Origin of the sequence: Variovorax sp. efr-133-TYG-130 (assembly GCF_030208835.1) — a bacterium.
Lineage (GTDB): Bacteria > Pseudomonadota > Gammaproteobacteria > Burkholderiales > Burkholderiaceae_C > Variovorax.
Genome location: NZ_JARVTD010000013.1, coordinates 91,247 through 108,618, shown reverse-complemented (window position 1 = coordinate 108,618; position 17,372 = coordinate 91,247). Strand labels below are relative to the sequence as shown.

At 68.0% G+C, this 17,372-nt stretch carries 18 protein-coding genes; 8 read left to right on the top strand and 10 right to left on the bottom strand.

Going from position 1 to position 17,372, the window contains the following annotated elements; translation table 11 throughout:
- Window positions 1-12: 12 nt before the first annotated feature.
- A complete protein-coding gene (locus tag QRN67_RS17405) occupies window positions 13-1,455 on the bottom strand; it encodes a S41 family peptidase (RefSeq protein WP_081266027.1) in 1,443 nt (480 codons plus the stop codon).
- Between the two features lie 103 nt (window positions 1,456-1,558).
- Window positions 1,559-2,302, bottom strand: coding sequence for a 2,3-diphosphoglycerate-dependent phosphoglycerate mutase (gpmA, locus tag QRN67_RS17400; protein WP_081265992.1), 744 nt, complete (start codon window positions 2,300-2,302; stop codon window positions 1,559-1,561).
- 105 nt (window positions 2,303-2,407) lie between these two features.
- On the opposite strand from gpmA, the gene QRN67_RS17395 reads away from it, so the two are divergent.
- The 6 genes from QRN67_RS17395 (at window position 2,408) to nadA (ending at window position 6,774) form a co-directional block, all read left to right on the top strand.
- On the top strand, window positions 2,408-2,791 hold the full coding sequence (locus QRN67_RS17395; RefSeq protein ID WP_409196369.1) for a rhodanese-like domain-containing protein: 384 nt from the start codon (window positions 2,408-2,410) through the stop codon (window positions 2,789-2,791).
- A 20-nt stretch (window positions 2,792-2,811) separates the two neighbouring features.
- Window positions 2,812-3,072 (top strand): glutaredoxin 3, encoded by a 261-nt coding sequence (gene grxC, locus QRN67_RS17390; RefSeq protein WP_106937051.1) that lies wholly within the window; start codon window positions 2,812-2,814, stop codon window positions 3,070-3,072.
- A 127-nt stretch (window positions 3,073-3,199) separates the two neighbouring features.
- Window positions 3,200-3,664 carry a protein-export chaperone SecB gene (gene secB, locus QRN67_RS17385; RefSeq protein ID WP_285412837.1) on the top strand — a complete coding sequence of 155 codons (465 nt, stop codon included), beginning with the start codon at window positions 3,200-3,202 and terminating at the stop codon, window positions 3,662-3,664.
- 24 nt (window positions 3,665-3,688) lie between these two features.
- The gene (locus QRN67_RS17380; RefSeq protein ID WP_285412836.1) at window positions 3,689-4,723 is read left to right on the top strand and encodes an NAD(P)H-dependent glycerol-3-phosphate dehydrogenase; all 1,035 of its coding nucleotides are present in this window, start codon (window positions 3,689-3,691) and stop codon (window positions 4,721-4,723) included.
- 24 nt (window positions 4,724-4,747) lie between these two features.
- On the top strand, window positions 4,748-5,626 hold the full coding sequence (gene nadC / locus QRN67_RS17375) for a carboxylating nicotinate-nucleotide diphosphorylase (RefSeq protein WP_285412835.1): 879 nt from the start codon (window positions 4,748-4,750) through the stop codon (window positions 5,624-5,626).
- Between the two features lie 11 nt (window positions 5,627-5,637).
- Window positions 5,638-6,774, top strand: coding sequence for a quinolinate synthase NadA (gene nadA, locus QRN67_RS17370; RefSeq protein ID WP_285412834.1), 1,137 nt, complete (start codon window positions 5,638-5,640; stop codon window positions 6,772-6,774).
- Window positions 6,775-6,898: 124 nt separating this feature from the next.
- Here the strand turns inward: nadA and QRN67_RS17365 are convergent, their stop codons facing one another.
- The 6 genes from QRN67_RS17365 to QRN67_RS17340 form a co-directional block, all read right to left on the bottom strand.
- Entirely contained in the window at window positions 6,899-7,261 is a 363-nt protein-coding gene (locus QRN67_RS17365) for a 6-pyruvoyl trahydropterin synthase family protein (protein WP_285412833.1), read from the bottom strand.
- A 39-nt stretch (window positions 7,262-7,300) separates the two neighbouring features.
- Complete coding sequence (gene queE, locus QRN67_RS17360; RefSeq protein ID WP_285412832.1) at window positions 7,301-7,939, bottom strand: 7-carboxy-7-deazaguanine synthase; 639 nt, start codon at window positions 7,937-7,939, stop codon at window positions 7,301-7,303.
- Window positions 7,936-8,778 (bottom strand): pantoate--beta-alanine ligase, encoded by an 843-nt coding sequence (panC, locus tag QRN67_RS17355; RefSeq protein ID WP_285412831.1) that lies wholly within the window; start codon window positions 8,776-8,778, stop codon window positions 7,936-7,938. Before panC ends, queE begins: the two co-directional genes overlap by 4 nt.
- A 163-nt stretch (window positions 8,779-8,941) precedes the next feature.
- The gene (gene nadB / locus QRN67_RS17350) at window positions 8,942-10,516 is read right to left on the bottom strand and encodes an L-aspartate oxidase (protein ID WP_285412868.1); all 1,575 of its coding nucleotides are present in this window, start codon (window positions 10,514-10,516) and stop codon (window positions 8,942-8,944) included.
- 33 nt (window positions 10,517-10,549) lie between these two features.
- Window positions 10,550-11,386, bottom strand: a complete 837-nt coding sequence (locus QRN67_RS17345) for a segregation and condensation protein A (protein WP_081265981.1) — start codon at window positions 11,384-11,386, stop codon at window positions 10,550-10,552.
- Between the two features lie 78 nt (window positions 11,387-11,464).
- A complete protein-coding gene (locus tag QRN67_RS17340; protein WP_081265980.1) occupies window positions 11,465-11,671 on the bottom strand; it encodes a DUF3460 family protein in 207 nt (68 codons plus the stop codon).
- A gap of 69 nt (window positions 11,672-11,740) precedes the next feature.
- Between QRN67_RS17340 and QRN67_RS17335 the strand changes: the two genes are divergently transcribed.
- Window positions 11,741-12,217, top strand: a complete 477-nt coding sequence (locus QRN67_RS17335; protein ID WP_285412867.1) for an outer membrane protein assembly factor BamE — start codon at window positions 11,741-11,743, stop codon at window positions 12,215-12,217.
- A 13-nt stretch (window positions 12,218-12,230) separates the two neighbouring features.
- Here the strand turns inward: QRN67_RS17335 and QRN67_RS17330 are convergent, their stop codons facing one another.
- Both QRN67_RS17330 and metG read right to left on the bottom strand, forming a co-directional pair.
- On the bottom strand, window positions 12,231-13,910 hold the full coding sequence (locus tag QRN67_RS17330; RefSeq protein WP_285412830.1) for a SulP family inorganic anion transporter: 1,680 nt from the start codon (window positions 13,908-13,910) through the stop codon (window positions 12,231-12,233).
- 62 nt (window positions 13,911-13,972) lie between these two features.
- A complete protein-coding gene (metG, locus tag QRN67_RS17325; protein ID WP_285412829.1) occupies window positions 13,973-16,072 on the bottom strand; it encodes a methionine--tRNA ligase in 2,100 nt (699 codons plus the stop codon).
- A 225-nt stretch (window positions 16,073-16,297) separates the two neighbouring features.
- Between metG and QRN67_RS17320 the strand changes: the two genes are divergently transcribed.
- Complete coding sequence (locus QRN67_RS17320) at window positions 16,298-17,332, top strand: isocitrate/isopropylmalate dehydrogenase family protein (RefSeq protein ID WP_285412828.1); 1,035 nt, start codon at window positions 16,298-16,300, stop codon at window positions 17,330-17,332.
- The last annotated feature ends 40 nt before the right edge of the window (window positions 17,333-17,372 follow it).

Genomic DNA, 17,372 nt, shown 5'->3' with positions numbered 1-17,372 from the left:
GCGCCACCAGGCTCAGTTTTCCTTCTTTTCTTCCTTGTTGTCGACGATGACCTGCGTCTTGCTCACGAGCACCGGCTGGCCCTTCAGGCGGTTGAGCGCCTGCACCAGCGGGAAGTCCTTGTCGGTGCCGAACTCGGGCACCTTGCGGTCCTGCGGCGGCTTCTTGGCTTCTTCCTCGAGGCGCTTGCGCGCTTCGTCGCGGGCCTTTTCGCGTTCCGGGTCCTTGACTTCGGGGCCCTGGCCGCTGGCCAGATGCTTCTCGAGGTCGGCCTCGCGCATGCGCAGGGCCGCGAAGGGGCTGCCCTCGGCGCTTTCGTCGACCAGCACGTTGGGCACGATGCCCTTGGCCTGGATCGAGGTGCCGCTCGGCGTGTAGTAGCGCGCCGTGGTGATCTTCAGGCCGGTGTCCGGGCCGAGCGGGCGAACCGTCTGCACCGAGCCCTTGCCGAAGGTCTGGCTGCCCATGATGGTGGCGCGCTTGTGGTCCTGCAGCGCGCCGGCAACGATTTCGCTCGCCGAGGCCGAGCCTTCGTTCACCAGCACCACCAGCGGCACGGTCTTCAGCGCCGCGGGCAGGCTGCGCAGCGGATCGCTGCCCGAACGGCGCTGGTAGAACTCCGGCGCCGCCTTGTAGATCGACTTGCTCTCGGCCAACTGGCCGTCGGTGGTGACGACCGTGACGTTCTCGGGCAGGAAGGCCGAGGACACCGCCACCGCCGCGTCGAGCAGGCCGCCCGGGTCGTTGCGCAGGTCGAGCACCAGGCCCTTGAGGTTCGGGTCTTCCTTGTACATCTCGTCGATCTTCTTGACGAAGTCGTCGACGGTGCGCTCCTGGAACTGCGACAGGCGGATCCAGCCATAGCCGGGTTCGATGATCTTGCCGCGCACCGACTGCGTGCGGATTTCCTCGCGCGTGATCGTCACCGGGAAGGTGCGGCTCTCGTCCTTGCGGAAGATGGTCAGCAGCACCTTGGTGTTGGCTTCGCCGCGCATGCGCTTGACCGCCTCGTTCAGCGACAGGCCGCGCACGGCGGTGTCGTCGATCTTGGTGATCAGGTCATTGGGCTTGAGGCCGGCGCGGAAGGCCGGGGAGCCCTCGATGGGCGAGACGACCTTGATCAGGCCGTCTTCCTGCGAAATCTCGATGCCCACGCCGACGAACCGGCCGGTCGTGCCTTCCCTGAATTCCTTGAAGGACTTCTTGTCGAAGTACTGGGAATGCGGGTCGAGCCCGGCGACCATGCCGGAAATGGCGTCGGAGATGAGCTTTTTCTCGTCGACCGGTTCGACGTAGTCACTCTTGACCATGCCGAAGACGGCAGCGAGCTGCTGCAATTCCTCGAGCGGCAGTGGCGCAAGCGAACCGCGTGCGACTGTCTGCAACGAGACGGTGGTCAGGACGCCTGCAACGGCGCCGGCGGCGACCCAGCCGGTGATCTTCAGTTTCTGGCCCATCATGAGTGGTTGTCCTTGTCGGCGGCTGTCGAACCAATATACACAGCTTGGAAGCAAATTGCCTGCCGGGGTTCCACGAATGGGCCGGCGGGAGAGGGTTTCTTCAGCCTTTACCCTGCGAGGCCACCGCGGCGGCGGCCTTTTCGGCTGCGGCGGCATCGCCGAGGTAGTAGTTGCGCAGGGGCTTGAGATCGTCGTCCAGCTCGTAGACGAGCGGAATGCCGTTCGGAATGTTCAGCCCGACGATCGCGTCGTCGGAAATGCCGTCCAGGTACTTCACGAGAGCGCGGATCGAGTTGCCGTGGGCCGCCACCACCAGGCGGCGCCCGGCGCGGATGGCCGGCGCCATCGATTCGTTCCAGAACGGCAGCACGCGGGCGACCGTGTCCTTCAGGCATTCGGTCAGGGGAATCTGCTCGGGCGACAGCTTGGCGTAGCGCACGTCGGAGCGCTCGCTGCGCGGGTCGTTGGCTTCCAGCGGCGGCGGCGGGGTGCCGTAGCTGCGGCGCCAGACCAGCACCTGCTCGTCGCCGTATTTCTTGGCGGTTTCGGCCTTGTTCAGGCCCTGCAGGCCGCCGTAGTGGCGCTCGTTGAGGCGCCAGGAATGCACCACCGGCAGCCAGGTCCGGTCGAGCTCGTCGAGCGTGTGCCACAGGGTGCGGGTGGCGCGCTTGAGCACGCTCGTGTAGGCGACGTCGAAGTCGTAGCCCTCTGCCTTGAGCAGCCGGCCGGCCTGCTTGGCCTGCTCCACGCCGGTCTCGGTGAGGTCGACGTCCGTCCATCCGGTGAAGCGGTTTTCAAGATTCCAGGTCGATTCACCGTGACGGATCAATACCAGTTTGTGCATGTGGGAGGCCTTTGGCTGCGCTTGCGAAACCCCGCATTCTAAAATCCCCGGTTTGCCATTCAAGGAACCCCCGTGAAATTGATCGAATTCGTCACCGCGAACTGGATGCTGATCCTGATCGCGCTCAGCTCGGGTGCCATGCTGGCCTGGCCGCTGGTGCGGGGGGCGGGCGGCGGAACGCTCACCGCGCAGGGCGCCGTGCAACTCATCAACCGCGAGCGTGCGGTGCTGGTCGACGTGCGCGAACCCGAAGAGTTTGCCGCCGGCCACATGATCGGCGCCAGGAACGTGCCGCTGAACCAGCTCGAGGAAAAGCTGACCGGCGCGGTCAAGAACAAGAACGTGCCGCTGCTGCTGGTCTGCGCCACCGGTGCCCGCGCCCAGCGCGGCGTGGCCATCGCCAAGAAGCTCGGTTACGAGCAGGCCCAAGCGGTAGCCGGCGGGCTGAAAGCCTGGAAAGAGGCTAACCTGCCGGTTGAAAAGGCCTGAACCTCCCCGAGATGAATCGTATGCAAGCAGTCAAGATGTACACCACCGCCGTTTGCCCCTACTGCACGCGTGCGAAGCAAATCCTCAAGTCCAAGGGCGTCGAGCAGATCGAAGAGATCCGCATCGACACCGACCCTCAGGCGCGCAACACCATGATGGAAATCACCCAGCGCCGCACGGTGCCGCAGATCTTCATCGGCGACACCCACGTGGGCGGCTGCGACGACCTCATGGCCCTCGACAGCCGCGGCGGCCTCGTGCCCCTGCTGCAGGGCGCCTGAAACAGAAAGCAACCGGCGTCGCGGGAGCGACCCGGGCGTCGGGCGATAATCGTTCGCCTATTCATCTGCAGCCCGCTGCGGGAACCTCTCCCCGGCGGGCATTGTTTTGATCCTCGAAAGTTCAGCCATGGCCGACCAGCAAGCCCAAGATCCCGTTTTCCAGATCCAGCGCGTCTACCTCAAGGATCTGTCGCTCGAACAACCCAATTCGCCCGCCATCCTGCTGGAGCAGGAACAGCCCACCGTCGACATCCAGCTTGGCGTGGACGCCCAGCCCGTGGCCGACGGCATCTTCGAGATCACCGTGTCGGCCACCGTGCAGACCAAGATCCAGGACAAGACCGTGTTCCTGGTCGAAGCCAAGCAAGCCGGCATCTTCGAGATCCGCAACCTGCCCGAAGAGCAGATGGGCGCCATCCTCGGCATCGCCTGCCCGCAGATCGTGTACCCCTACCTGCGCGGCAACGTGGCCGACGTGATCCAGCGCGGCGGCTTCCCGCCCGTGCACCTCGCCGAAATCAACTTCCAGGCGATGTACGAGCAGCAGCAGGCACAGGCCTCCGGCCAGGCCGCGCCCACGCTGGAACAGTAAACCGGCACGACGCCGCCAACGCCGATGAAGATCTGCGTTCATGGCGCCGGTGCCTGGGGCACGGCGCTCGCCGTCAATGCGGCGGGCCGCCACGAGGTCACGCTCTGGGCCCGCGACGCGGCCCAGGCCGACGCCATCTCGAAGGCGCGGGAAAACACCCGCTACCTGCCCGGGCTGGCACTGCCGGCCTCGCTCGCCGTGCGCGCGGGCGACATCGGCCAGGCACGGGCCGGCGCCGACCTCGTCATCGTGGCCACGCCCATGGCCGCCCTGCGCGAACAGCTTGTTGCACTGCGCGGCACCACCGCGCCGGTGGCGTGGCTGTGCAAGGGCGTCGAGCCCGCGCTCGACACCTCTCCCGAATCCTTCGGCCTGTTCGCCCACGAGATATGGGCGCAGGTCGCACCCGACCTGGCCGCGGGCGTGCTCAGCGGTCCCAGCTTTGCGCAGGAGGTCGCCGAAGGGCGGCCGACCGCACTGGTGGCCGCCAGCCCCCATGCCGCCGTGCGCGATGCGCTCGTCGAGGCTTTCCACGGACCGGCGCTGCGCGTCTATGCCAACGAGGACATCGTGGGCGTGGAAGTGGGCGGCGCCGTGAAGAACGTGCTGGCCATCTCCACCGGGCTTTGCGACGGCCTCGCACTCGGGCTCAACGCCCGGGCGGCGCTCATTACGCGCGGTCTCGCCGAAATGACGCGCCTGGGCCTGGCGCTCGGCGCCCGTGCCGAGACCTTCATGGGGCTTTCCGGTCTGGGCGACCTGGTGCTGACCGCCACCGGCGACCTGTCGCGCAACCGCAAGGTCGGCCTGCTGCTGGCCCAGGGCCGCACGCTGGCCCAGGCGGTCGATTCGCTGGGCCATGTGGCTGAGGGCGTGTACTGCGCCCGCACCGTGGTGCAGCGCGCGCGCGGCCTCGGCATCGAGATGCCGATCTCCGAGAGCGTGGTTGCGCTGCTCGACGGCCGCGTGGGTCCGCAGGACGCCGTCGCGGCGCTCACCGGCCGCGACCCGGTGCCGGAATCCGTGCCGCCCGCGCCGTCCCCCCGCCATTCCTCCTGAAAAAGACTGAAGACAGAAAGAGCCATGAGCCTTCGCTTTGATTTTTCAGCGTCGGCCGTGGCCGCGCTGGCCCGCTCCGATGCCGCTCGTGCGCTGCAGGAAGACGTTGCCGACGGCGACCTGACCGCGTCGCTGGTCGATCCCGCCCGCCGTGCCCGCGCCCGCGTGCTGGCACGCGAAGCCGCCGTGGTGTGCGGCGCGCCGTGGGTCGAGGCCACACTGCGGCAGCTCGACCCCGATGTGCGCATCGAGTGGCGCTGCGCCGAAGGCGAGCGCTGCGCGGCCGACCAGGTCGTGCTCGAGATCGAAGGCGCGGCCCGCGCGCTGCTGACGGCCGAGCGCACCTCGCTCAACTTCCTGCAACTGCTGAGCGCGGTCGCCACCAAGACCGCCCTTTACGCCGAGGCGGTGCGCGGGACGCGCGCGCGCATCGTCGACACGCGCAAGACCATTCCGGGCCTGCGCCTGGCGCAGAAGTACGCGGTGCGCACCGGCGGCGGCCTGAACCACCGCATCGGCCTGTACGACGCGGTGCTCATCAAGGAAAACCACATCGCCGCCGCCGGCGGCGTTGCCGCGGCGCTGCGTGCGGTCGCGCCGGTGGCGTCGCGGGCCGCTTTCGTCGAGGTCGAGGTCGAGACGCTGGCCCAGCTGCACGAGGCGCTGGAAGCCGGCGCGCGCATGGTGCTGCTCGACAACATGGACCTGCCCACGCTGCGCGAAGCCGTGCGCATCAACGACGCCGTGGGCGACGACCGCAAGGCAGTGCTGGAAATTTCCGGCGGCGTCACGCTCGACGGCCTGCGCGCCCTGGCCGAGACCGGCGTCGACCGCATTTCCGTCGGCGCACTGACCAAGGACGTGAAAGCCGTCGACTATTCGATGCGCTTCCAGGACAACTGAGCTTTCTTGCCATGACGACCGCTTCCGTCATCGACGTCGACTACGAACAGCCCGCCGGATCGCAGGCGGGCTCCGCCTGCGACACCCGCCACGCCTGGGCCCGTGTGCCGCCCGAGCCCTCGCCCGACGAGCGCATCGCGCTGAAGGAGCGCATCCGCCGCCTGCTGCGCGAACATGACGGGGGAAGAGGCGCGGTGATGGTGTCGCACTTCTACGTGCACCCCGACCTGCAGGACCTGGCCGAGGAAACCGGCGGCATCGTGAGCGATTCGCTCGAGATGGCGCGCTTCGGCCGCGACCATGCCGCGCAGACGCTGGTGGTGTCTGGCGTGCGCTTCATGGGCGAGACCTCGAAGATCCTGTCGCCCGAGAAACGCGTGCTGATGCCCGACCTGGACGCGAACTGCTCGCTCGACCTGGGCTGCCCGGTGGAGCAGTTCAGCGCCTTCTGCGACCAGCACCCCGACCGCACCGTGGTGGTCTACGCCAACACCAGCGCGGCGGTGAAGGCGCGTGCCGACTGGCTCGTCACCTCCAGCTGCGCGCTCGACGTGGTGAACGCGCTGCACGCGGCGGGCCAGAAGATTCTCTGGGGCCCCGACCGCCATCTGGGCGACTACATCCAGCGCCAGACCGGCGCGGACATGGTCAGCTGGAACGGCGCCTGCATCGTGCACGACGAGTTCAAGGCGCTGGAGCTCGAGTTGCTCATGAAGGAGCATCCGAAGGCCAAGGTGCTGGTGCACCCCGAATCGCCCTCGGACGTGATCGCGCTGGCGCACGCGGTGGGCTCGACCTCCGCCATCCTGAATGCCGCCCAGCGCATGGATGCGAGCGAATTCATCGTTGCCACCGACAGCGGCATGCTGCACAAGCTGCGCACGCTGAATCCCGGCAAGACCTTCATCGAAGCACCCACGGCCGGCAACGGCGGCACCTGCAAGAGCTGCGCGCATTGCCCGTGGATGGCGATGAACGGGCTGGTGGAGCTGGCGAACGCGCTGGAAACCGGCGCGGGCGAGATCCATGTCGATCCGGCGCTGGGGCTGCGGGCGCGGGTGCCGATCGATCGGATGCTGGCGTTCACGGCCGGGCTGAAGAACGGCCATGCGCCCGGCAGCCTGATTGCCGGCATCGGCGCCGCCTGATCCCGTCTTGGCTCCTTCCCCCTCTGGGGGAAGGTTGGGATGGGGGCAGGCGGAGCGTGCCCGGTGGTGGCGCCGCTTGCCCCCACCCCGGCCCTCCCCCGGAAGGGGAGGGAGAAAGAAAAAGCTAGAAGTCCACGGTGCAGGAATCGCCCAGCGCTTCGCGCCACACCCGCACCCTTGCCAGCGACGCCCTCAAATCCGGCAACGCCTCCGCAATGAACACGCAAAGGTTCTCCAGCGTCGGCGGATGCAGCCCGGGCACGTCGTCCAGCAGGTGATGGTCGAGCTGCTCGCGCACGTCTTCCAGCCGCCGGCGCAGCAGCCCCAGGTCGATCACCATGCCCGTCACCGGATCGCGCTCGCCGGCAAGCCACACCTCCGCGTGGTACGTATGGCCGTGGATACGGCGGCTGCCTTCGATTTCGATCTCCCGCTTCAGCGTGTGGGCGGCGTCGAAGAAAAAGCGTTGGCTGATGGTGAAGCGCATCGTCAAAAAAGAAACTCTGGGGGAAAAGAGGCGGCCGCTTCAGCGGATGCCGGTGATCTTGTGGGTCTGCACGCTGAGCCGCCACACGGGCTGCTTCATGCATTCGGCAATGCAGAGCTCGGTGTTCGCGACCCGGTCGGGGCCGTCCATCGGCTGCAGGAAACGGTGCGTGAATTCGCCGGTGCGCGCCATCGTGTCGAGGTCGAACGCCGCCTGCGGCCACACCAGCTTCAGTTCCTGGCCGCGCTGCTGCACCCACGGCGCGCCGGCCTTGGGGCTGATGCACAGCCAGTCGATGCCCTCGGGCGCCTCGACCGTGCCGTTGCTTTCCACCGCGATGCGAAAGCGCCGCGCATGCAATGCATCGACCAGTGCCGCGTCGACCTGCAGCAGCGGTTCGCCGCCGGTGAGCACCACCAGCCGGTGGTCGGCATCGCCGATGGGCCATTGCGCGGCGATGGTGTCGGCCAGCAGGTCGGCGGTCTTGAACTTGCCGCCCAGCGTGCCGTCGGTGCCCACGAAATCGGTGTCGCAGAAGCGGCAGACGGCGGAGGCCCGGTCGTCCTCGCGGCCGCTCCAGAGGTTGCAGCCGGCGAATCGGCAGAACACGGCCGGCATGCCGGCCTGGCCGCCTTCGCCCTGCAGGGTGTAGAAGATTTCCTTGACGCTGTAGCTCATGGCGTTGCGAGAGCCTCGATCTCCAGGTTGTCGATCAGCCGCGTGCTGCCCAGGCGCGCCGCGGCCAGTGCCACGAGCGGTTCCCCGGCGGACGGCGCCTGCAGGTCGGAACGGCGCCGCAGCACAAGATAGTCCGGTTGCCAGCCGCGCTGCGCCAGCGACTGCATTGCCCGCGCTTCTATCGCGGCCAAATCGCGCTCGCCCTCGCGCAACGCGTCAGCCATGGCCCGCAGCGCTTTCGACAGCTGCACGGCCTCCGCGCGCTCGTCCTTGTTCAGGTAGCCGTTGCGCGACGACAGCGCCAGCCCGTCGTCGGCGCGGAAGGTCTCGCCGCCCACGATCTCGATGGGCAGCGCGAACTGCCGCACCATGTGGCGGATCATCATCAGCTGCTGGTAGTCCTTCTTGCCGAACACCGCCACGCGCGGCTGCACGCACTGGAAGAGCTTCATCACCACCGTGCACACGCCGATGAAGAAGCCGGGGCGAAAGTGCCCCTCCAGAATGTCGGCCAGCGCCGGGTCGGGGTGCACCTTGCAGGTCTGGGGCTCGGGGTACAGCACCTTCTCGGTGGGGGCGAACAGCACGTCGCAACCGGCGGCGCGCAGCTTCTCGCAGTCGCTGTCCCAGGTGCGCGGGTAGGTGTCGAAGTCTTCGTGCGGCAGGAACTGCAGCCTGTTGACGAAGATGCTCGCGACCGTGGCGTCGCCCAGGGGCCTGGCCTGCTTCACCAGCGCGATGTGGCCGTCGTGCAGGTTGCCCATGGTGGGCACGAAGGCGGGGCGCTTGCTGGCGGACAGGCGGCCGCGCAGTTCTTCGATGGTGTTTGCTATGTACATGGGGAGCTGTTCCTTTGTTCCTTTGTATTTGCCCGGTGTGCAGCGGGTCGTCGGCAGGCTGCCTCAGGGCGAGGCCGGCGGGGTGGTGTTCGACATGGTTGGGTTTCTCCCTGCGGGCGTCGGTGGCCGGGCATCCTTGAGTGAAGAAAACGAAGCGGTGGGGCTAACGGTCGGCCGCAGGCGCCAGCACCGTGGGTGCGGCGCGCTCGGCGAGCGAGGGGTAGTCGCGGCTGAAATGCAGGCCACGGCTTTCGTGGCGGGCCTGCGCGGAGCGCACGATCAGCTCGGCCACCTGAACCAGGTTGCGCAGTTCGAGCAGGTCGCGCGTGACGTGGAAGTTCGCATAGAACTCGTGGATCTCGGCCTGCAGCAGCGCGATGCGGTGGCTCGCGCGCTCCAGGCGCTTGTTGGTGCGCACGATGCCGACGTAGTCCCACATGAAGCGGCGCAGCTCGTCCCAGTTGTGCGAGATGACCACGGCCTCGTCGGCGTCGGTGACGCGGCTGTCGTCCCAGGCCGGCAGCTCGGCGCGCTCGCGCAACGGTGCCGAGGCGATGGCGCCGGCAGCCGCGCGCGCGAACACCATGCATTCGACCAGCGAGTTGCTGGCCAGCCGGTTGGCGCCGTGCAGGCCGGTGCATGCGGTCTCGCCGATGGCATAGAGGCCGGGCACGTCGGTGCGCCCGCTCAGGTCGCCGAGCACGCCGCCGCAGGTGTAGTGCGCGGCCGGCACCACGGGGATCGGCTCGCGCGTGATGTCGATGCCCAGCTCCGCGCAGCGCGCCAGTATGTTGGGGAAGTGCTCCTTCAGGAACGCGGCCGGCTGGTGCGAGATGTCGAGGTACACGCAGTCCAGGCCGTGCTTCTTCATCTCGAAGTCGATGGCGCGGGCCACGACGTCGCGCGGCGCGAGCTCGGCGCGTTCGTCGTGCTTGGGCATGAAGCGCGTGCCGTCGGGCAGCTTGAGCAGCCCGCCTTCGCCGCGCACCGCCTCGCTGATCAGGAAAGACTTGGCGTGCGGGTGGTACAGGCAGGTCGGGTGGAACTGGATGAACTCCATGTTCGACACCCGGCAGCCCGCGCGCCAGGCGGCGGCGATGCCGTCGCCGGTGGCTGTGTCGGGGTTGGTGGTGTACAGGTACACCTTGCCCGCGCCGCCCGTCGCCAGGATGGTGTGCGGCGCGCGGAAGGCCAGCACCTCGTCGGTCTTGTCGTCGAGCGCGTACAGGCCCTGGCAGGCCGGGTCGGCGAGCCCGAGCTTGCGGCCGGTGATCAGGTCGACCAGCGTGTGGTGCTCGAACAGCGTGATGTTCGGCGTGCGGCGCACCCGCTCGATCAGCACCTGCTGCACCGCCGCGCCGGTGGCGTCGGTCACGTGCACGATGCGGCGCTGGCTGTGGCCGCCTTCGCGCGTGAGGTGCAGGCCGCCGTCTTCCTCTGAAAAGGGCACGCCCAGCTCACGCAGCCAGCCGATGGCCTGCGGCGCATGCTCGACCACGAAGCGCGTGGCCTCGGCATCGCACAGGCCGGCGCCGGCCACCAGCGTGTCTTCCACGTGCGCGTCGAAGCTGTCGCCCGCCGCCAGCACCGCCGCGATGCCGCCCTGCGCCCAGGCGCTGGATCCGTCGGCCAGCGCGCGCTTGGTCAGCACGGCCACGCGGTGCGTGGGCGCCAGGTGCAGCGCGGCCGAGAGGCCGGCCAGGCCGCTGCCGACGATGAGGACGTCGAAGTCGCGCACGGCGGAAGTCACTGGGTCGGATAGCCGGTTGGGTCAGCTTGGCGAGTAGGCCAGCCTGACGTAGATGGGAGCGAAGGCTTCCGCCTGCGTGATGTCGATGAGCGTTTCCTTCGCGAGCTCCAGCATCGCGATGAAGGTGACGATCAGCACCGGCGCGCCGCGCGACACGTCGAACAGCTTCTCGAACTCCACGAAGCGCTGCCCCTGCAGGTGGCGCAGCACGATGCTCATGTGCTCGCGCACGTTGAGTTCCTCTCGCGAGATCTTGTGGTGCTGCACGAGCTTGGCGCGCTTCATGATGTCCGCCCAGGCGTCGCGCAGCTCGGCCACGTCGACGTCGGGGAAGCGCGGCTTCAGCGACTGCTCGATGTAGACCTGCCCCTTCCAGAAGTCGCGGCCGTAGGTCGGCATGGCGCTGATGGCGGCGGCCTGCAGCTTGGTCTGCTCGTATTCGAGCAGCCGGCGAACCAGTTCGGCACGGGGGTCTTCGGCTTCCTCGCCGTCGGCCACCTTCTTGGGCGGCAGCAGCATGCGCGACTTGATCTCGATCAGCATCGCGGCCATCAGCAAATACTCGGCCGCGAGTTCGAGATTCGTCTGGCGGATCTCGTCGACATAGCTCAGGTATTGCCGCGTGAGCCCCGCCATCGGGATGTCGAGGATGTTGAAGTTCTGCTTGCGGATCAGGTAGAGCAGCAAGTCCAGCGGGCCTTCGAAGGCCTCGAGGAACACCTGCAGCGCTTCGGGCGGGATGTACAGGTCCTTCGGCATCGCGAACAGCGGCTCGCCATAGAGCCTCGCGAGCGCGACCTGGTCGACCACGTCGGGCATGGCGACCACCAGCGTGCCGTTGTCCTCGTCTCCGTTCATCGGTCGATCGCTATCATTTCAATAGCTGTCGGCGCAATGCTGGCGAGGGTTGGATGCCAATTCGGCGTCACCGATGAATTACTTGGGCTGGGTCTGGTAGACGTACGGCTGCATCGGAACGCGGGCTTCGCTGTATTCCTCGAGCAGGCTGCGGTCGAGGTGCTTGTCCCACAGCAGGGCGCGGCCGGCGCGCTGTTCGGCTTCCAGCGTTGGCTTCTTTTCCTTCATCTCCTCGATGAAGTTCGTGATCTCGGAAGAGTAGTGGGGGCGGCGGAAGATGGACATAGACTGGACCTTTATGGCGCGAATTTTACCGGGGACGGCATGAAGCATCGCAAAGGATGGGGGATCGGCATGTCGGCGGCGTTGCTGGCGACCGTATTGGCGCTCGCGGCTTGCGACTCCAGGAACATCAGCGAACTCGAGGAAGGCGTCTCCACCGAGGCCGACGTGCGTGCCCGTTTCGGCGAGCCCGAGAACATCTGGGACGGCCCCGACCGCGGCCGCATCTTCGAATACAACCGCCAGCCGCAGGGCCAGAAGAACTACATGATCACCATCGGCACGGACGGCAAGATGAGCGCGCTGCGCCAGGTGCTGACGCCCGAGAACTTCGCCAGGGTGCAGCCCGGCATGATGATGGAAGACCTGCGCAAGATGCTCGGCAAGCCCGCCAAGGTCACGCCCTATGCGCTCAGGCGCGAGACCGAATGGGAATGGCGCTGGGTGCAGCCGCCGAACTCGTCCATGGTCTTCACCGCCACGCTGAACGACGACCAGCGCGTGGTGCGCAGCGGCTCGTCGCCCGACCGGGGCACCGAGGCGCCCTGATCCCGAGGCAGCCTCAGGCGCCGTGGGCCGCGGCGGGCCGGCCCGTCACCAGTTCCTCCGCGAAGCCGGAGCGCTCGATCACCTCGCGCGGCTGGGGCTGCAGCGACTCGATGCGCAGCAGCCCGCCGCGCGCCAGCACCGCGCGGTGCAACTGCCGCAGCGCGTCGACGCCCGTGGCGTCCAGGTAGATCAGGTGCGTGGCGTCGAGCACCACCGTCATGCCGCGCGGCGCGCGCTCGGCGGCGTTCACCGCCTCGTCCAGCTTGGCCGCCGCGCCGAAGAACAGCGCGCCGTAGATGCGGTAGGTCAGCACCGGCGGCTGCAGCGTCACCAGCTCCACGCTGAACAGCCCGCTCATGCGCCGGATGAACAGCGCGCAAGCCAGCACGATGCCGACCTGCACCGCCACCGTCAGGTCGAACACCACCGTGAGGAAGAAGGTGCCGAGCATCAGCAGCCGGTAGTGCCGGCTGAAATGCCGCAGCTGCGTCGGCGTAAACTCGCGCCACTCGCCCATGTTCAGCCCCACGAACACCAGGATGCCCGCCAGCACCGCGAGCGGCACATGGCGCGCGAGCGGCGCGGCCAGCAGCACCACCAGCAGCAAGGTCAGCGCATGCACCATGCCCGCGATCGGCGACGTGCCGCCCGAGCGGATGTTGGTGACGGTGCGCACGATGGTGCCCGTGGCCGGCATGCCGCCGAAGAAGGGCGTGACCACGTTCGCGATGCCTTGCGCCATCAGTTCCTGGTTCGGGTCGTGCCGGGGCTGCCCGCTGATCTGGTCGGACACGCGTGCGCAGAGCAGCGATTCGATGGCGCCGAGCAGCGCGATGGTCAGCGTGGGCGTGACCAGCTGCTTCACCGTCTCCCATGAAAAGTCTGGCAGCGCGAAGGCCGGCACGCCTTCGGGAATGCCGCCGAAGCGCGTGCCGATGGTCTCCACGGGCAGCTCGAAGCCCCAGGACACCAGCGTGAGCGTGACCAGCGCCACGATCGGCCCCGGCATGCGCGCGCCCACCTGCACGGCCCGCGTGCGCGCCACCCGGCCGCCCACGCGCAGCAGCGCGGCGCCGATCTTCGACTCGGCGCGCAGCAGCCGCGGCCACAGCAGCAGGCCCGCCACGCAAGCCACGCCCAGCGCGAAGGCGTAAGGGTTGAAGGTGCCGATCTGCAGCGCCATGGCGTGCAGCTGCGAGAACACGTCGGCCGGCATCTTCGCCACCGTCAGGCCCAGCAGGTCCTTGAGTTGCGAGAGCAGGATCAGCACCGCGATGCCGTTGGTGAAGCCCACCACGATCGACAGCGGCACGAAGCGCACCAGCCGCCCCAGCCCGAAGAGGCCCGCCATGAACAGCAGCACGCCCGCGCAGGCAGTGGAGATCAGCAGGTTGGCGACGCCGTAGCGCTCGACGATGCCGTAGACGATCACGATGAACGCGCCCGCCGGCCCGCCGATCTGCACCGCCGAGCCGCCCAGCAGCGAGATCAGGAAGCCCGCGATGATCGCCGTCCAGATGCCGGCCTCGGGCTTGAGCCCCGACGCGATGGCGAAGGCCATGGCCAGCGGCAGCGCCACGATGCCGACCGTCGCGCCCGCGCCCAGGTCCTTGAAGAAACGCGTGCGGTTGTAGTCCGCGAGCGCGTCCATCAGGCGTGGACGAAAGCGGTGGAGGTTCAGCGGGGAATGCATGGGCCCGCCGATTGTGGCCCGCGCGACGCCGCGCCCCGAATCGACCCCGTCCCGCCCGGGGATCAGCGCACGCGCATGCCCGGTGTCGCGCCCGGCCACGGCTCCAGCACGTGGATGCCGGGGTGGGCCTTTTCGTCGCCGTGGCTCGCGGCCAGCACCATGCCTTCGCTGATGCCGAACTTCATCTTGCGCGGCGCGAGGTTGGCGACCAGCACCGTGAGCTTGCCCACGAGCTGCTCGGGCTGGTAGGCCGAGGCGATGCCGCTGAACACGTTGCGGGTCTTGCCTTCGCCCGCGTCGAGCGTCAGGCGCAGCAGCTTGGTCGAGCCTTCGACCTTCTCGCAGGCCACGATCTTCGCGATGCGCAGGTCGATCTTCGCGAAGTCGTCGATGGTGATGGCGGGCGCGATGGCTTCGCCGCCGGGCAGCTCCTGGGCTTCCGGCGCGGCGGCGGGTGCCGCAGCGGGTGCCTCGGGCGCATCGAACAGCTTGTCGACCTGCTTGGGGTCGGCGCGCTGCATCAGGTGCTTGTAGTCGCCGATGGCGTGGCCCGCGGGCAGAGACTGCGCTGCATCGGCCCAGACCAGCGGCGAGGTCTTCAGGAAGGCCTCGACGTTCAGCGCCAGCGCCGGCAGCACCGGCTTCAGGTACAGCGTGAGCAGGCGGAAGGCCTCGATGCACACGGTGCACACGTCGTGCAGGCGCGCCTCGGCGCCTTCCTTCTTGGCCAGCTCCCAGGGCTTGTTCTGGTCGACGTACTCGTTCACCTTGTCCGCCAGCGCCATCACCTCGCGCAGGGCGCGGGCGTAGTCGCGGCCGTCGTACAGCGTGTGGATCTGGGTGGCCGCGTCGCGCAGCGTGAACAGCAGCGCGTCGCCGTCGGCCGACACCTCGCCCAGCCTGCCGCCGAAGCGCTTGCCGATGAAGCCCGCCGCGCGGCTGGCGATGTTGATGTACTTGCCCACGAGGTCGCTGTTGACGCGCGCCACGAAGTCCTCGGGGTTGAAGTCGATGTCTTCGTTTCGGCCGTTGAGCTTGGCGGCGATGTAGTAGCGCAGCCATTCAGGGTCGAGCCCGATCGACAGGTACTTGAGCGGGTCGATGCCGGTGCCGCGGCTCTTGCTCATCTTCTCGCCGCTCACCGTGAGGTGGCCGTGCACGTACACGGCGTCGGGCGCCTTGCGGCCGCTGAAGTGCAGCATCGCGGGCCAGAACAGCGTGTGGAAGGTGATGATGTCCTTGCCGATGAAGTGCACCTGCTCGAGGTCGGGGTCGGCCATGTACTCGGTGTACGAGATGCCGTCGCCGCCGAGTTCGATGCAGCGCTTGTCCAGCAGGTTCTTCAGCGAGGCCAGGTAGCCCACGGGCGCGTCGAGCCACACGTAGAAGTACTTGCCCGGCGCATCGGGGATCTCGATGCCGAAGTACGGCGCGTCGCGGCTGATGTCCCAGTCGCCGAGGCCGCCCTTGCCCTCGTCGTCCTTGTAGAGCCATTCGCGGATCTTGTTCTGCACCTCGGACTGCACGTGGCCGGGGGCGGCGGTCCATTCCTTCAGGTAGGCCTCGCAGCGCGGGTCGGAGAGCTTGAAGAAGAAGTGCTCCGAGCTGCGCAGCTCGGGCTTGGCGCCCGACAGGGCCGAGTAGGGATTGATCAGCTCGGTGGGGGCGTACACGGCGCCGCACACCTCGCAGTTGTCGCCGTACTGGTCCTTCGAATGGCAGTTGGGGCACTCGCCCTTGATGAAGCGGTCGGCCAGGAACATGCCCTTTTCGGGGTCGTAGAACTGCTCGACGCTCTTGGTGCTGATCAGGCCGTTGGCCCGCAGGTCGCGGTAGATGTCCTGCGCGAGCTGGTGGTTCTCGGGCGCGTCGGTCGAGTGCCAGTTGTCGAAGGAGATGTAGTAGCCGTCGAGATACGGCTTGCGCCCGGCTGCAATCTCGGCCACGAAGGCCTGCGGCGTCACGCCGGCCTTGTCGGCCGCGATGGTGATGGCCGCGCCGTGCGCGTCGTCGGCGCAGACGAAGTTGACCTCGGCGCCGTTCATTCGCTGGTTCCGCACCCAGATGTCGGCCTGGATGTATTCCATCATGTGGCCGATATGGAACTTGCCGTTGGCGTACGGCAGGGCGGTGGTGACGAAGAGCTTGCGCGGGGCGGACATCGGGAAGGGCGCTTTCGGAGTGGCTGACGGGTAACCGGGCATTTTAGGTGGCCGCGTCCGGCCAGGGGTTGGACGCCGGCATCGCCCCCACGCCTTGCGCCGCTCCACCCCCTTCGCGCACCACAAACACCTCAGGCAAACAGTGCCTTGGGTACATCGGCCCCCAGCACTGTCGCGCACGCGACGTATGCTCCAGCCCCCGATACAGAAAGTGAGACACCGCCGATGACCTCCCCTCGCATTCCCGCAACCCTGATCCCCGGCGACGGCATCGGCCCCGAAATCGTCGACGCCACGCTGGCCGCGCTCGATGCGCTGGGCGCGCCCTTCGAATGGGACCGCCAGATCGCCGGCCTGGGCGGCGTGGTGGCCGCCGGCGACCCGCTGCCGCTGGCCACGCTGGACAGCATCCGCCGCACCCGCCTCGCGCTGAAGGGGCCGCTGGAAACGCCCTCGGGCGGCGGCTACCGCTCGTCGAACGTGCGGCTGCGCGAGGAGTTCCAGCTGTACGCCAACCTGCGCCCCGCGCGCACAATCATTCCGGGCGGCCGCTTCGACAAGATCGACCTGGTGGTCGTGCGCGAGAACCTCGAAGGCCTGTACATCGGCCACGAGCACTACGTACCGATCGACGGCGACCCGCACGCCGTGGCCATGGCCACCGGCATCAACACCCGCCAGGGCAGCCGCCGCCTGCTGGAATACGCCTTCGAGACGGCCGTCGCCACTGGCCGCAAGAAGGTCACGATCGTGCACAAGGCCAACATCATGAAGGCGCTCACGGGCATTTTCCTGGAGACCGGCCTGGACCTGTACGAGAAGAAGTACAAGGGCAGGTTCGAGCTCGACACGGTCATCATCGACGCCTGCGCCATGAAGCTGGTGCTGAACCCCTGGCAGTTCGACATGCTGGTCACGACCAACCTGTTCGGCGACATCCTGTCCGACCTGGTGGCGGGCCTGGTCGGCGGCCTGGGCATGGCGCCCGGCGCCAACATCGGCGCCGACGCCGCGATCTTCGAGGCGGTGCACGGCTCCGCGCCCGACATCGCCGGCAAGGGCATCGCCAACCCGACCGCGCTGCTGCTGGCCGCCGCGCTCATGCTCGACCACGTCAGGCTGCCCGAACTGGCCACGCGCCTGCGCACGGCCATCGACGAGACGCTGAACATCGACAAGGTGCGCACCGGCGACCTGGGCGGCACGGCGGGCACCGAGGCGTTCACGAAGGCGCTCGTCGCCCGCATCAACGGCGGCTGAGTTTCGCCGCATGGGGCTTGCGACGCGGTCGCGCCCCGTG